Here is a 14,494-nt window from a genome sequence, read left to right as displayed (position 1 = left end):
TGCAGTAAAGTATAAAAGGACGGGGAATACCCAATGATCTACGGAATTGGACATGATGTGCTGGAAATAAGCCGGATGGCTGACATATTGGCAGGCAAGTATGCAGATGCTTTTTTAAATCGGGTGTTGACCCCGGCTGAACGCGACCTTGCTGTGGAACGAAAGGGCAGGCTGACGGAGTTTGTTGCAGGGCGTTTTGCCGCGAAGGAAGCGATAACGAAAGCCTTCGGCTGCGGAATCGGGCAGGTGATCGGGTTCGGCGATATGGATATTTTACCGGAGCCAGGGGGCAAGCCGACGGTTTATTTATCTGCCCCTGCGTGGGACAGACTGGGGCTGCCAGGTGCGGGCGGCTCGGATTACAGCATTCACCTGAGTATTACACATCAACCTAACATTGCCTCTGCTTTTGTGATTGTTGAATATAAGGAGACGTGATGTGATGACTACCCATACATTGGAACAAAAACGTTATTTCAGCTTCGAGCTGCTGAATTGGTATACACGAAGCAAGCGTGATTTGCCGTGGCGCCGCCACCGGAATCCTTTTTACATCTGGATTTCGGAAATTATGCTCCAGCAGACGCGTGTGGATACGGTGATTCCGTATTTTAACCGTTTTATTGCACGCTTTCCTACGATTGAGGCGCTGGCGGAGGCGCCTGAGGAGGATGTGCTTAAGCTGTGGGAAGGGCTAGGTTATTATTCACGGGCCCGGAATTTGCAAACTGCAGCGAAACAAGTGGTTGAGCTTCACGGCGGGGAAGTGCCGGATGATACGCAGGCTGTCGCCGCTCTGAAAGGCGTAGGCCCGTATACGACGGGAGCGATTATGAGCATTGCCTTCAATCGGCCGGAGCCTGCTGTGGATGGGAATGTGATGCGGGTGCTGTCACGATATTTCCTGATTGAAGAGGATATCATGAAAGGCAGCACGCGAGCGCATATGGAAAGTCTGGTAAGGGAGCTGATCCCCGAAGGGAGAGCCTCCGACTTCAATCAGGCACTGATGGAGCTGGGTGCCCTGGTCTGCACGCCGAAGTCGCCCCAGTGCCTGACCTGCCCGGTCATGGAGCATTGCTCGGGCCGATTGGCAGGACGTGAGGAGACGCTACCGGTGAAGACCAAGGCGAAGCCGCCGCGGCTGGAGCCGCGTTCCGTCGCCCTCATCGAGGGCAGCGGCGCGAACGCAGGCCGCCTGCTCGTGCGTCAGCGCCCGGCCAAGGGCCTGTTGGCCCGCATGTGGGAGCTGCCGCACGAGCTTGTCGGGCCGGAGGGCTACAACGGCCCGGTGCCGGATGAGCCAGCCATGGATCACCTGGCGGCTCATTTGCTGGCGGAGGGCGTGCTCGCGCGTCCGGTGCGGTTTGTACGTGAGGCGGAGCACACGTTTAGCCACATCCACTGGAACCTGCGTGTGTTCCAGTGTGAAGAGGTCGCCAGCCCTGCCGGAGAGGCTGGCGGACAGTCGTTGGCTGCCGAGCAGCGGGCAGGCTACAGCACTAGCGGTGCGAAGCCGGGTGCGTTGCTTGCGCTGGCGGAGCAGGAGGAGCGCACGGCGCCGCTGGCGGGGTACCGCTGGATCAGCGAGGCCGATATGGACACCTTGGCGTTTCCCAAGGTGTTCCTCGATCTGATCACTGAATATTTTGCAAAGCAAAAAGGGACCTTGATGTAGGTCCCCAAGCTGTCGGGAGAAGTCCCGGCAGTTTTTTTGTGTTCTTTTTTTATTAAGCCCGACATCTCATTTAAATAACGGTACGTATAGGCAATACCTATCCATAGTCGTAGCTGAGGTTTTAGGCTAATTCTTTATTTACATCGCCTGTTCAAAAATGTCGATCACTTCTTGTTGCGTAGGCTGAATCGGATTCGTTGCACCGCAGGCATCTTTGAGTGCGTTAGCGGCGAGAACAGCGAAATCTTCGCGTTTGACGCCGAGTTCTTCCAGCCCGGAAGGGATGTTGACCCGTTTAGCCAGCTTTTCGATAGCGTGCAGGGCGAGGTTGGCACCTTGTTCCGGTGTAACACCGTCCGTTTTTTCGCCAAGTGTACGGGCAATGTCGGTGAGTCGTTCGGCGGAAGCCTTGGCATTATAGCGCTCTACATGCGGCAGCAAAATGGCGTTACAGACCCCGTGCGGCAGATTATAGAAGCCACCCAGTTGATGCGCCATGGCGTGAACAAAGCCTAATCCGGCGTTATTGAACGCCATCCCTGCGAGGAACTCGGCGTAGGCCATTTGGCTACGGGCTTCCACATCATTTCCGTCATCGACGGCTTTGACCAGATGATCCCGAATCAGCTCAATTGCTTTAAGCGCGCAAGCATCTGTGATCGGTGTGGCATTTGTGGAAACATAAGCTTCAATAGAGTGAGTGAGCGCATCCATCCCCGTTGCGGCAGTTAATGATTTGGGCATAGCCATCATTAGATCAGGATCATTGACGGCAATGAGTGGTGTCGTGTGCTTGTCGACAATCGCCATTTTGATATGACGCTCTTCATCCGTAATAATACAAAACATAGTCATTTCACTAGCTGTTCCTGCCGTAGTGTTAATGGCAATCAGTGGGAAGGAAGGCTTCCCGGATTTATCCACGCCTTCGTAGTCGCCGATCTGTCCGCCGTTGGAGGCCAAAAGAGCGATTCCCTTGGCACAGTCATGCGGTGACCCGCCTCCGAGCGAAATAATAAAATCACACCCGGATTGTTTCAGCAGCGCCAAGCCCTCGTTGACATTGGAAACCGTGGGATTCGGCTGTGTGCCGCTGTATACGACGGATTTTACGTTATGACTTTCCAGCATGGTTGTTACTTTTTCCACAATCCCAATATCAACTAAAGGCTTATCGGTTACGATCAATGCATTTTTAAAGCCCAATTTTCCGATTTCTGTACCTGCATCCGCCAGTGCGCCTGAGCCCATAAGACTCATACCCGGCATCATGAATTTGGAAGTTCCCGTCATAAATATGCATCCACCTTTGTTATTATTTTGAGGTAAATCAAGGTATAATGATGGAATTAAAGGATCTTGCAACCATCCTTATATCCTTATCATACTGCCCTATATTGGCGGGAACTAACGCATTTTATTATAAAATATCGTGATTTTTAAAAGGGTGAGACGGATGGAACATTCCAAGACTTTAGGCGACTTTAATCGTTATAGCGAACTGCAATATGGATATGAAACCGATCTGATCAGAATTTTGTATTATGATCTTCCAGAAAATTATTACGAGAAATATGCTTCATATGAATGCCCGAAGCTGTGTACGATTTTGGAGGGGAGAAAAGAAGTCAAAATTAATGAAACGGAGCATTTTGAATACGATTCTCAGGAGATTATCCTGCTTCCTCCACAGTCCAGCGTTGAAATGAAAATCAAAGAACACACCAAGGCACTGGTCTTTGAATTAAGCGATCAGTTGATGGAACGGTTAAGGAACGTGGTAGAGGAGGAATTTCAGGTCCCGGAGAGTTACCCGACCCATTCGGTGGTTCGCTGCGAGCTGAACGAAAAGGCGGATTCACTTACCGCATCGATGGAGCGGATCAAGCAATATATGACACATCCCGCTGAAAGAAAAAATTTCCTGATTGATCTGAGCGCTCAGGAAATGGCCTATCATCTGCTACAGATGCAGGTGCTTGAGCAGAATCTGCTTACGAACCATCGGCATCCTGTGTTTCGAGCGATCCGGGATATTCAGGAGCAGTTGCCTGGCATTAGGCATGTGAAGGATTTGGCGGATAACTATAATATGTCACATGCGAATTTCACGAATCAGTTTAAAAAAATAACAGGATTAACCCCGCTTGACTATATAACGAATCAAAAAATGCAGCTCGCCAAGCAATGGCTCCAGCACCGGAACGTGACGGAAGTCGCTTTTGATTTGAATTATAAGAGCGTTTCCTATTTTATTGGACTTTTTAAAAAGAAGTATGGCGTTACGCCCAAGCAGTATCAGATGAGTGTGCAGCGGCAAGCAGTTCTTACGTAATGCGAAACATATCCAGAAAGTAAAAGAGTCCGTCCTCAGCAGTTAAAAACTACTGAGGACGGCCCTGTGTTCACATGGATATACGTTTACGCCGTTAAAGCTAATCGACACCACGATCACTCTCAATCAGCCCTTTGCCGATTACATTGGCCGAAACCGGAGGCTTGCCGAGCTCCCGGGACCATATGGACAACTGCCCAATATGGTGGATTTGGTGAGCAATGACATGGCGCATCACCTCGCCCCAGGCATCAATCACAATCCTGCCGTCCGGGAGGTGATCTTCAAACCTTTTTCGTTCCAGACCTTCATGCCAGGAGAGCACGAACGGCTCGACATCGATTCGAAACTTCGCATCCAGCTCGCGAACCTTGTCCAGCGTATCATACCGCGAGAAGTCCTCCTGAAAGTCGGGTTTGCCCTGAATTGTTTGAACCCAGCTCCACTCTACATCGACGACATGAAACAACGTCTTCAGAATGCCGCCAACCCCGCCGACGCGTTCTTTCAGTAGTTCCTCCTGCGGCACCTCTTCACACCAGCGGTACCATTGTTCCCGAATCATCCAGTTGTAACGAAAAAAGGTCTGCATCCATGAACCTCCAGAGATTGTATTTAAGAAACGTCTCCACCAGTTTACCATGGAATGCCAAACCTTTTTCAGCTTCACTCTGGCGGCTCCAGTAGGGCTCGAATGGACAGAATCTTTTGTGCACCAATTTAAATTGGGCTCTTCGCTCTATTGGATGGGTAACGCCGTATAGAAATAGGTTCATAGTCAAGCTTGTTTCAGTAGATTCTTAAAGAAATGGTATAAAGGGAACGGGGTAAAAATGGGTTTAGGGCCTGTGTGCTGCAAGTGCTGGAAGCCGATGTTTATTCGCGGTCATGTAGACCATAGCTATTAGATTATGGACGTTTCTGTACCCACGTGCTTTTCGTTTGGCTGCTTGCACTAATCCATTTATGCCTTCAAGCAGACCATTGGTCATCCGGCTGTGAAACCAACGCAGAATGCCTTCTTCATGTTGTTTCACGGTCTTTGCCAGATCCATCATCGCTCCCAACTGTGAGCGCCTAGCCCAGCCTAACCACTCCCGTAAATAGACGTCAGCAAAGACGTGCGGGGTCGTCCATAGTTCCTGCATGGCTAATTTTAAGCGGTAGGCTCTGCCTGTTTTAGGTTTTTGTCCTTCAGGCTTTCCAAGGTATCTCGCTGCTCTGCCTTCAAGTTCGTTTTGTTCTTTAACCATAGATATTTGGTTCGCTTGAGCCCAGGTTCTTCTTTCTGCTCGGCTTTACGCACCTCATCCACGGCTTCATTCACCATCTTCATGACGTGGAACTTATCAAAGGTAATTTCGGCTGTGGGGAACTGCTCTTCAATACCTCGAATAAAGGCGGGAGACATATCGCAGCAGATTTCCTGTATTTGTGCCGATTCTACGCCTTTTTGTAGTAAATACTGGTTGAAACGCGCTAAGGTATCTTTGCCTTTTCCTTCGGTTGCAAAAAGTACCGTTTTGGTGTCCACATCCACAAACAAGGTAATGTAGCGGTGACCCCGACGCGAGGACGTTTCGTCGATGGCGATCCGCCGAACTAAGCTGACGTCCAGTTCGGTCATGGCTTGATTGACGTAGTGATGAAAAATCCGCCACATGCGTGTGTCATGTTCTCGTAATTCACGCGCTGCTGCGTTGACGGGCATTTCAGCCATTAAACGCATGGCCCAGGCCTCAAAATCCAAGGTGAAATGCGACAACGGCCGGGACCACTTCACGGGAATCAACGTGATTTTATTACATTGTTTGCAGTCTGTTCGGGGAACCCGGGCATGTAAATAGGTTTTCCATTTCCAAATATCGAGATGGCGCCACTGTTTTTTCTCTGCATCGTAGGCCTTGCAAGGTGCTCCACAATGCGGACAGGCAAACAGGGCTCCTCGTTCAAAATCAATAAATAAGTGCCATGCTTCTTCTTGCGGGTCATACTCAATATCAGCTAATTTCCAGGGTTCTTCAAGGTCTAACATGAACTTGAACACATCATTCATTAGATTATCCTTTTTGCTTAATGGGGTCCACATGTTCCATCCCGTCCTCTTCCTATTATTACTAGACAGTATGGACACTTTCTCTATTAAACAGACATCTAACATTTACTTTAGCGAAGAAGCTTAAATTGAAAAGGGCTGTCTCACTCGTAGAAAATCTACTTTTGAGACAGCCCTTTATTATAGGATAGAGATGTTGTTACTGGCTTATTTCTTCGCAGCCGCGTAACGTTTGTTCACTTCATCCCAGTTGATAACATTGTAGAATGCTGCAATGTAATCCGGGCGTTTGTTTTGATATTTCAGGTAGTAAGCATGCTCCCAAACGTCCAGTCCAAGTACCGGAGTCAGACCTTCGGAGAGTGGGCTGTCTTGGTTAGGAGTGCTGGTGATTGCCAGTTTGCCGTCTTTGCCGACAACCAGCCAAGCCCAGCCGCTACCAAAGCGTGTTGTAGCTGCTTTTGTAAAATCTTCTTTGAATTTGTCATAGCCGCCTAGCTCGTTGCTGATTGCTTCAGCAATAGCGCCAGTTGGTTGTCCGCCGCCGTTAGGGCCAATAACTTCCCAGAACAGGCTGTGGTTGTGGTGTCCGCCACCGTTATTGCGAACCGCAGTGCGGATGCTTTCAGGAATGCTGTCCAGATTGGAGATCAGATCCTCCAGACTTTTACTTTGCAGTTCAGGAGCGCTTTCCAGAGCTGCGTTCAGGTTTGTTACATATGTGTTATGGTGACGATCATGGTGAATTTCTACTGTCAGCGCATCAATGTGCGGCTCCAGTGCGTCTTTCGCGTAAGGAAGTTCTGGTAATTGAAATGCCATTGTAAAATCCCTCCTGATTATATGGTTTGGGTAAGGTATTCCTATGTAATAATACCCTCTACAGTTATATTAAACCGCATTCAGGCTATTTTATCAACATTTTTGTTTGTAAAATAGCAAACTGGGCATTACGACCTGGTAGCTATCATGTCCAAAAACCCGCTTGGAATACATGGTGTATAGGTAATAAGAGGCGAATTATACAGCTCTAAATGTAAACGCTTCATATACAGCGCTTACATGAGAAAAAGGGATGTATTCCATCTAAAAGTGTGGTTTAATGGTCAAGGAAGCAGAAATTTCGGCTTTTTTGTCGTCTGCTATATCTTGTCATGTCTGCGGATATGACGAACTTGAGGGCATATACCCTTTTCCTGTTCTTCAATTCATATATAGCAGATCGTATTTTTATCATAATGCCTTGTGATTAACACCATGCTAAGAACTTTAAGGATTTATGTAAAAATGACGGTGCTGTCTCAAAATGTCTTATTAAGCTTACGAAAAGGGAGATATTACTTATGCACGTTCGTTCCTTTCAATTGAGTGATGTGAATCCAGTAATGGAACTCATGCAGATTGCCTTGTCTGAGGAGTGCTACAAAGAGACGGTGGGCGCTTTTGCCCGTCAGCTTTCGTGGGATTCCGGCTTGATCGTCGTTGCGGAAGAAGATGAAGAGCTGGTTGGCGCTCTAATCGGCACGATTGATCAGAATCATGGTTGTTATTATCGTATTGCTATTCACCCGGACCATCGTCGGATGGGAATTGGCAAATCGCTTGTCGAGTCTATGGAGCAGCGTTTTCAGCAACGTAAGGTTAGCCGCATCTGGGTAGCCGGAGACAAGCATAACAGCGCGGCCATGCCTTTATATGAAGCGATGGGCTACGGGGCAAGTCAGATTTTACAGACTTTTCAGAAGCTCAGCATTTTGGCTCCTCATTAATCGGCAATGGATATAAAGAGAATCGAATATTTTTAAAGCTAATATTTCCATTTAGAGCATATCTGAGTAACCGTTGCAATCGGGTACGGGATATGCTTTTCTATTTATAACAGGGTTGAGGAGGTTTATTATGGACACACTGGCTCCTTCGTCAGGCCCGCTTCCTTCGCCGGAAACGTCCAAACATGCAGGTCGTTGGAGTTACATACGCGATTGGTTGGTGACTCTTCTGATCGCGATGACCGTCTTGCTGCTGCTAAACCTGTTCGTGTTTAATTTGTCTACGGTCAGGGGACATTCAATGCAGCCGACGCTGATGGAAAGCCAGCATTTGTTCGTTAACAAGCTGGTTTACAATTTTCATGATCCGGGCAGGGGTGATATTGTGATATTACAAGATCCCGACTCCAAGCCGTCCAGTCCGAGATTTTTAGTGAAAAGAGTCATAGGCACTCCGGGGGATGTAATCCGGGTTGAGCATAATCATCTATATGTGAACGGCAAGCTGCAAAACGAGCCTTACACCGACTCTGAGATTGAGGACGGTGATTATGGTCCTTTTACAGTGGAGCCGGGGCACTTTTTTGTCATGGGCGATAACCGACACGCCGCGGGCAGCAAGGACAGCCGATATTTTGGCAGCATTAAATCTCAGGATTTGCTGGGGCGTGCGGAGCTTGTATTTTGGCCGTTATCCGAGTGGAAGTGGCTGTAGAGCAGCCATAGTCTGTATGCTGAAAATTAATGGGGAACGTGTGCAAATCGTCAGGACCATGACGGGGCAGGCGGTGACCGATCAGGAAGGAAAGAGAAATATGAAAGAAGTGATGGTATATACCGACGGCGCTTGTTCGGGAAATCCCGGTCCTGGGGGCTGGGGCGTCGTTTTACTATATGGAGAGCATCGCAAGGAGTTGTCCGGGGCCGAAAAAATGACGACAAACAATCGCATGGAGATCAAGGCCGTGATCGAAGCGCTCAAGCTGCTCAAGGAGCCTTGCCATGTAAAGGTACACAGTGATTCCGCCTATGTTGTAAACTGCTTCAAACAGGGCTGGATTAAGAATTGGCTTCGTAACGGCTGGCGTAACAGTAAAAATCAGCCAGTTGAAAACAAGGAGTTATGGGAAGAACTGTGGGAACTGATGAGCAAGCATGAGGTTGAGTACGTGAAGGTCAAAGGTCACAGTGACAACGAGCTGAACAATCATTGTGATTTCTTGGCGACCAGCGCTGTTAAAAATTTACGGTAGCATCTGCTGCTATATTCTGTTGAAATTTGAGATATGGGGATTTTACAGAAATCCTCATATAAGTGATATGAAAGAGAGGTGAGTATCGGATGCAACGCGGACAGACACCAACGGCTGCTGGAACCGCTTTGACTTGGGCATCGCTCAAGCAGGAGATTATCGAAGCGGCTCCGGGGCTGGGCATCGACTCCATCGGGTTCGCATCCGCCGATCCCTTTCTGTCTCTGAAAGCAATATTGGAAGAGCATCGCGCCAAAGGCTATGAATCCGGTTTTGAGGAGCCGGACATTGATAAACGGATCTACCCGGAATTGTACGGTTCGCAGCCTGCATCCCTGATTGCCATTGCGGTGGCTTATCCTTCCAAAATGAAGGACCCGCCGAAGTCGGACAAAGGCAAGTACCGTGGCATTTTGGCGCGTTCCGCTTGGGGTAAGGACTACCACTTGGTGCTGCGCGAGGCGATGGAAAAGCTGGAGGCTTTTATAGGTGAACGGGTTCCCGACGCGATTATGAAAAACATGGTGGATACCGGAGAGCTGTCGGACCGGGCCGTAGCGGAACGGGCGGGTATTGGCTTTAGCGGCAAAAACACGATGATGATTTCACCAACACTGGGATCATGGATTTATCTTGGTGAGCTGCTGACGAATATCCCTTTTCAGCCGGATGAGCCCGTGACGGACGGTTGCGGGGAGTGTACGAAATGCCTGGATTCGTGCCCTACGGGGGCGCTTGTCGGACCGGGGCAGCTTAATGCCCAGCGGTGTGTGTCTTTTTTGACGCAAACGAAAGGTTTTCTGGATGAGGAATTTATGCTAAAAATCGGGAATCGGTTGTACGGATGTGATACCTGCCAAATCGTATGCCCCAAAAATCGGGGCCTCAACTGGGATCATCATCCTGAGCTTACACCCGATCCCGAGATTGTGAAGCCATTGCTGCTGCCGTTACTGGATTTGAGCAATCGTGAATTCAAAGAGAGATTTGGTCAAAGTGCGGCAGCCTGGCGAGGAAAGAAGCCGATTCAGCGCAATGCGGTTATTGCGCTCGGCAATTTCAAGGATATTAGCGCCGTGCCCAAGCTGACGGAGGTTCTGTTGGATGATCCGCGTCCTGAGCTTCGGGGTACGGCAGCATGGGCTTTGAGCCGAATTGGAGGAAAACACGCAATGACAGCGATCGAGCAAGCATCTGAGAAGGAACAACATGAGCAAGTACGCGAAATGGTCGCGCAGGCGCATTCCAAACTTGAGGAACGAGAACAGGCTGAACAGCAAAAGGTCTCAGAAGGACCGACTACCATTTATTATAATGAAATGGAGACACCTGTGGGCACTTTGACGCTGTGTGCTACGGATCGGGGGCTGTGCCGAATAGACTATGGCGTTTTTCATGCGAGGGAAGCACTGCTTCAGCAATGGGCCCGGACATGGATAGGGGAATATGTCTATGTGCAGGAGCCGGAAAAACTGCGCGAAGCCGCAGATCAACTGCGTGAATATTTTGCGGGAGAACGACGGGAATTTAGTATAGCCTATGATTTGAGAGGGACTCCTTTTCAAGAACAGGTATGGCGTGCACTGCAAAATATTCCGTACGGGCAAAGTGTGTCTTACAAAGATATTGCGGAATCGATCGGCCGAGCAAAGGCGGTACGTGCTGTCGGGGAAGCAAATAACAAAAATCCGTTACCCATCCTGTTTCCATGTCATCGGGTATCGGGTGAAAACGGAAGCTTGGTTGGGTATGCCGGGGGCCTGCCGAACAAGATGAAGCTGCTGGATTTGGAGAAGCAATGAGGACATACGTTTGCAAATTGTGATTTGCTAGCTGTCCCATGTTTTGCTATGATAGGTTCGTGTATAATTCAAGAGGTTTCATATAAATATACAGAGGTGACGACTTCGTGGTGTGGAATATTGTCATTCCGATCATTACCCTGATTGTTGGTTTGGTTGGGGGATTTTTCATCGGTGCTTATTATCTTCGCAAACAGCTTGAAAAGATGCAAAACGATCCTGATACGCTGCAAAAAATGGCCAAACAGATGGGTTACAACCTGAATGGGAAGCAAATGCAGAAGGCCCAGCAGATGATGAAGAACCAGCAGTTCTCCAAAAATCAGCCAGGTCCGCGTAAAAATCAGGGCCGTCGGAAATAATGAGCAACATAAGCACGGATGCCGCATGAGGTTGCACAGAGGAGGATTACTGTGGCTGGCGTAAAAGACTATATTAACCGCAAAGCTGCGGATAACCGGGATAAAATCGAGTACCATGTGGAACAAATTCTACAACTGATCGGTGAGGACCCCAAGCGTGAAGGCTTGCTGGAAACACCGACACGCGTAGCGCGCATGTATGAGGAGATATTTGCAGGTTATGAGGTTGATCCCCGGGATGCGCTGGGTGTAACATTCGACGAAAATCACGAGGAGCTTGTGATCGTGAAGGACATCGTTTATTACAGCCAGTGTGAGCACCATATGGCTCCTTTCTTCGGAAAAGTGCATATCGGTTATGTACCCAGCGGCAAAATTGTAGGACTAAGCAAGCTTGCCCGTTTGGTTGAGGCTGTGACGCGCCGTTTGCAGGTGCAGGAGCGCATTACGGCACAGATCGCAGATATTTTGAATGAAGCGGTCTCCGCTCACGGGGTTATGGTGGTCGTGGAAGGCGAGCACTTGTGCATGTGTTCAAGGGGCGTCAAAAAGCCTGGCAGCAAAACGGTAACTTCTGCGGTACGCGGAACGTTTCGTGATGATGCTGCGCAGCGTGCAGAGTTCCTCTCGCTGCTCAAGGATTAACCGAACAGGCGTGACGATGATGGGATGAATAAAAAAGGGTGGTTTACGCATAGGCGTAGCCACCCTTTTTTGTTAACATCAGATTAGAGACGACGGGATAGCTACTTTGAAGGAGGATAACGTATGGAGAATGTACATATGTCAGCAGCCAAAACAACGGTTTTGCCTGATCTGCAATGGTTTGAAGCGCCACTCGCAACTACACAGACGAATGTTTTGTCTCCACTGGCGTGGGAGGAACTGGCCTGTCGGCAAGTAGGGCAAGGAGCTGCGCCTGTTTTGCATCTATGGCGGCACCCGGCTGCGTTGGTGATCGGCCACCGGGACCGCAGGCTTCCGTACGCGCCGCAGGCGATGGAGCGTGTGCGGAATGCGGGAACCTCGGTATGCGTGCGTCCCTCGGGCGGAGCGGCCGTCATGCTGGACAGGGGGTATTGAACCTGTCCCTGATCCTGCCGAATCCGCAGCGGGCAATCAGCCTGCATGAAGATTTTCGGCTTATGGCGGGGCTGATTGCCGATGCGCTGGCCCCGTGGTCCGCCGAGGCGCAGACCGGGGAAATCGCCGGGTCCTTCTGTCCCGGCGATTACGATGTCAGCGTCCGAGGCCGCAAGTTTTGCGGCATTGCGCAGCGGCGGCAGGCCAAGGCCTATATCATCACGGCTTTTGTGATGATTGAGGGCAGTGGCGCGGAGCGCGCACAGGCGGTGCAGCGGTTCTATGCGGAGGTAGCCGGAGCTGCGCCGACGGGCGTGCCGAAGCCGGATTATCCGCAGGTGAATCCGGGAACGATGGGCAGCCTGACGGAGCTGGCCGGGGTGCCGTCTGTTGAGGCGTATACGGCATCGCTGCGCCGGGTAGTCGAAAGTCGGGCGGCGATTTTGCCTGCCGATGGCTCACTGATACACCCGCAAGGACTGACGGAGCAAATGGCATCGCTCAGAGAGCGATACGATTCACAGGTGTAGTGGAAAGCATATTCTTGGTACAGATGAGTCTTGGTTTAGAACGGCTGCCATCTCAGCTTCGAGGCTTGGGTGTAGCGTTTTTCGACCTCAGGCCAGTTGACGACATGCCACCAGTCCTCGATGTATTTGTTGCGCTCGTTCTGATGCTTTAAGTAATAGGCATGCTCCCACACATCAATCGCCAGTAGCGGAATGGACTCCCATTGAGTCAGGTTCTGGTGCTTTTCGGCCTGCAAAATTTCAAGCCGTCCTGCACGTGGACTCCACGTCAGGATAGCCCAGCCGCCGCCCTCGACCTTCTCAGCTGCTGAGCTGAATTGCTTCTTGAATGCCTCATAGCTGCCAAAGTCCTTTTTGATCTGCTCCGCCAGTGGCCCGCTGGGTGTTCCGCCGCCCTGAGGACTCATAATCGTCCAGAAAAGAGTGTGCAGATAATGGCCCGCGCCATTAAACGCCAGCTCGCGTTCCCAATGCTTCACAAGGTCAAAATCACCCGTTTTCCGGGCTTCCTCCAGCTTTTTCTCCGCTTTGTTTAAATCATTTACATAGCTTAGATGATGCTTGTCATGGTGGATACGCATCGTTTTTTCATCAATGTACGGTTCAAGCGCATTATAGGGATAAGGAAGCGGCGGTAAACGATGTCCCCCGATAGGAACAGGTCGGCCGGGGGAGGTTTTTCCGTAGCAGAAGGCTCTTTCTGGTTGGATTGAACGCCTTTGACTTTATTCGCCCACGGGCCTTCCCATCTCGAACCGCCTGTCTGTCCTGTCTGACGCTCTCGCAGCGCATTCTCGGGGTAATTCTCACCTTCTGCCGCCACATGATACAATGCACTGGCCCGCGCAATGGAGCCGGGCTCCTGAAAGGGATTGGTGGAGATCAGGAAATACTGACTCTCATGTGCTGCGTGCAGCACAACTCCGGTGGATTTCGGCTGCTGCCGTAACGCATGGCTGTGCTCGGTCAGCAGACTGAGCTGCCGTACATACTCCTGTGACTGGCGGTTTGCGGTTTGCAGCAATTCGTCCAGACGACGATTCAGCTCTTGTGAGACAGGCTGTGAATCTGATGTCACTTCTGCCGTTGCCTTAGCTGATTGTAACGCTTCTGGCGCTGATCCTGGCCCCAAATCTCTCGACTGCCCCGATTGCCTGGCTTGTGCTTGTGCAGCAGCCGACGTTTGCTCCCATTGACGATGCCACGCCTGATCTGCCGGATCGAGGGCGCTTCGCTGCTCTTCTAGCAGCTCTATAGCGGTGCGTTCCGTCTGTTCGAATACTGTCCTCCAGTCATCCAGCAGCCGCACGTAGGCAGGCTCCAGGCCCTCTGTAGCGGACTTAATCACTTCCACATGCCAGCTTTCCTGCTGCTTCCAATGCCGGATTTCCTCCAGTACACGCAAGGGCAGGAAAGACCCGTAAGTACTCAGCATCATTTTTACCTCCCGTATCCCACTATGGCTATCCGGGCTGGTCCCAAGAACCTGACCCGGATGCATACGTACCCAGTATATTCGCCGTCTCATCGGGAATATGTCTACAAACTCCCCGGCTCCGGCGCGATATGTAATGTGGGGCAAATGGATACATAGTTGGATGCAAAAAAGAAGCCACGCTGCGGCAC

12 protein-coding genes and 3 pseudogenes are annotated in these 14,494 nt (G+C 50.3%); 10 read left to right on the top strand and 5 right to left on the bottom strand.

The window, feature by feature from the left end; translation table 11 throughout:
• Window positions 1-33 precede the first annotated feature (33 nt).
• A complete protein-coding gene (gene acpS, locus ASL14_RS08415) occupies window positions 34-438 on the top strand; it encodes a holo-ACP synthase (protein ID WP_134911226.1) in 405 nt (134 codons plus the stop codon).
• Between the two features lie 4 nt (window positions 439-442).
• Window positions 443-1,678 (top strand): A/G-specific adenine glycosylase, encoded by a 1,236-nt coding sequence (gene mutY / locus ASL14_RS08410; protein ID WP_134911225.1) that lies wholly within the window; start codon window positions 443-445, stop codon window positions 1,676-1,678.
• Between the two features lie 138 nt (window positions 1,679-1,816).
• Here the strand turns inward: mutY and yiaY are convergent, their stop codons facing one another.
• Window positions 1,817-2,971, bottom strand: a complete 1,155-nt coding sequence (yiaY, locus tag ASL14_RS08405; RefSeq protein WP_134911224.1) for an L-threonine dehydrogenase — start codon at window positions 2,969-2,971, stop codon at window positions 1,817-1,819.
• Between the two features lie 163 nt (window positions 2,972-3,134).
• Here yiaY and ASL14_RS08400 point away from each other — a divergent pair, with 163 nt between their 5' ends.
• Entirely contained in the window at window positions 3,135-4,013 is an 879-nt protein-coding gene (locus ASL14_RS08400) for an AraC family transcriptional regulator (RefSeq protein WP_134911223.1), read from the top strand.
• Between the two features lie 100 nt (window positions 4,014-4,113).
• On the opposite strand, the gene ASL14_RS08395 is transcribed toward ASL14_RS08400, so the two are convergent.
• The 3 genes and pseudogenes from ASL14_RS08395 to ASL14_RS08385 form a co-directional block, all read right to left on the bottom strand.
• A complete protein-coding gene (locus tag ASL14_RS08395; protein ID WP_025681914.1) occupies window positions 4,114-4,605 on the bottom strand; it encodes a DinB family protein in 492 nt (163 codons plus the stop codon).
• Between the two features lie 247 nt (window positions 4,606-4,852).
• A pseudogene (locus ASL14_RS08390) lies at window positions 4,853-6,048 on the bottom strand (ISL3 family transposase).
• Between the two features lie 228 nt (window positions 6,049-6,276).
• Complete coding sequence (locus ASL14_RS08385) at window positions 6,277-6,891, bottom strand: superoxide dismutase (protein ID WP_134911222.1); 615 nt, start codon at window positions 6,889-6,891, stop codon at window positions 6,277-6,279.
• A gap of 521 nt (window positions 6,892-7,412) precedes the next feature.
• Here ASL14_RS08385 and ASL14_RS08380 point away from each other — a divergent pair.
• The 7 genes and pseudogenes from ASL14_RS08380 (at window position 7,413) to ASL14_RS08350 (ending at window position 12,868) form a co-directional block, all read left to right on the top strand.
• On the top strand, window positions 7,413-7,838 hold the full coding sequence (locus ASL14_RS08380; RefSeq protein WP_014279774.1) for a GNAT family N-acetyltransferase: 426 nt from the start codon (window positions 7,413-7,415) through the stop codon (window positions 7,836-7,838).
• Between the two features lie 130 nt (window positions 7,839-7,968).
• Window positions 7,969-8,553, top strand: a complete 585-nt coding sequence (lepB, locus tag ASL14_RS08375) for a signal peptidase I (protein ID WP_134911221.1) — start codon at window positions 7,969-7,971, stop codon at window positions 8,551-8,553.
• Window positions 8,554-8,653: 100 nt separating this feature from the next.
• Entirely contained in the window at window positions 8,654-9,091 is a 438-nt protein-coding gene (gene rnhA, locus ASL14_RS08370; RefSeq protein WP_025681918.1) for a ribonuclease HI, read from the top strand.
• An 89-nt stretch (window positions 9,092-9,180) separates the two neighbouring features.
• Complete coding sequence (gene queG / locus ASL14_RS08365) at window positions 9,181-10,893, top strand: tRNA epoxyqueuosine(34) reductase QueG (protein ID WP_134911220.1); 1,713 nt, start codon at window positions 9,181-9,183, stop codon at window positions 10,891-10,893.
• A 107-nt stretch (window positions 10,894-11,000) separates the two neighbouring features.
• A complete protein-coding gene (locus ASL14_RS08360; RefSeq protein ID WP_025681920.1) occupies window positions 11,001-11,255 on the top strand; it encodes a YneF family protein in 255 nt (84 codons plus the stop codon).
• A 51-nt stretch (window positions 11,256-11,306) separates the two neighbouring features.
• Window positions 11,307-11,900, top strand: coding sequence for a GTP cyclohydrolase I FolE (gene folE, locus ASL14_RS08355; protein ID WP_134911219.1), 594 nt, complete (start codon window positions 11,307-11,309; stop codon window positions 11,898-11,900).
• A gap of 123 nt (window positions 11,901-12,023) precedes the next feature.
• Window positions 12,024-12,868 (top strand): annotated as a pseudogene (locus tag ASL14_RS08350) (lipoate--protein ligase family protein).
• A 35-nt stretch (window positions 12,869-12,903) separates the two neighbouring features.
• Here the strand turns inward: ASL14_RS08350 and ASL14_RS08345 are convergent.
• Window positions 12,904-14,303: pseudogene (locus ASL14_RS08345) on the bottom strand (Fe-Mn family superoxide dismutase).
• Window positions 14,304-14,494 lie beyond the last annotated feature (191 nt).

The organism is Paenibacillus sp. IHB B 3084, from assembly GCF_001447315.1.
Taxonomy (GTDB): Bacteria; Bacillota; Bacilli; order Paenibacillales; family Paenibacillaceae; genus Paenibacillus.
The sequence above is the reverse complement of the archived record's forward strand: the minus strand, read 5'-3'. Positions and strand labels throughout refer to the sequence as shown.

Coding starts and splice junctions, on each gene's coding strand:
- rnhA (WP_025681918.1), top strand. CDS start 8,654: ATGAAAGAAGTGATGGTATATACCGACGGCGCTTGTTCGGGAAATCCC.
- ASL14_RS08380 (WP_014279774.1), top strand. CDS start 7,413: ATGCACGTTCGTTCCTTTCAATTGAGTGATGTGAATCCAGTAATGGAA.
- mutY (WP_134911225.1), top strand. CDS start 443: ATGACTACCCATACATTGGAACAAAAACGTTATTTCAGCTTCGAGCTG.
- ASL14_RS08385 (WP_134911222.1), bottom strand. CDS start 6,891: ATGGCATTTCAATTACCAGAACTTCCTTACGCGAAAGACGCACTGGAG.
- acpS (WP_134911226.1), top strand. CDS start 34: ATGATCTACGGAATTGGACATGATGTGCTGGAAATAAGCCGGATGGCT.
- lepB (WP_134911221.1), top strand. CDS start 7,969: ATGGACACACTGGCTCCTTCGTCAGGCCCGCTTCCTTCGCCGGAAACG.
- ASL14_RS08400 (WP_134911223.1), top strand. CDS start 3,135: ATGGAACATTCCAAGACTTTAGGCGACTTTAATCGTTATAGCGAACTG.
- queG (WP_134911220.1), top strand. CDS start 9,181: ATGCAACGCGGACAGACACCAACGGCTGCTGGAACCGCTTTGACTTGG.
- yiaY (WP_134911224.1), bottom strand. CDS start 2,971: ATGACGGGAACTTCCAAATTCATGATGCCGGGTATGAGTCTTATGGGC.
- ASL14_RS08395 (WP_025681914.1), bottom strand. CDS start 4,605: ATGCAGACCTTTTTTCGTTACAACTGGATGATTCGGGAACAATGGTAC.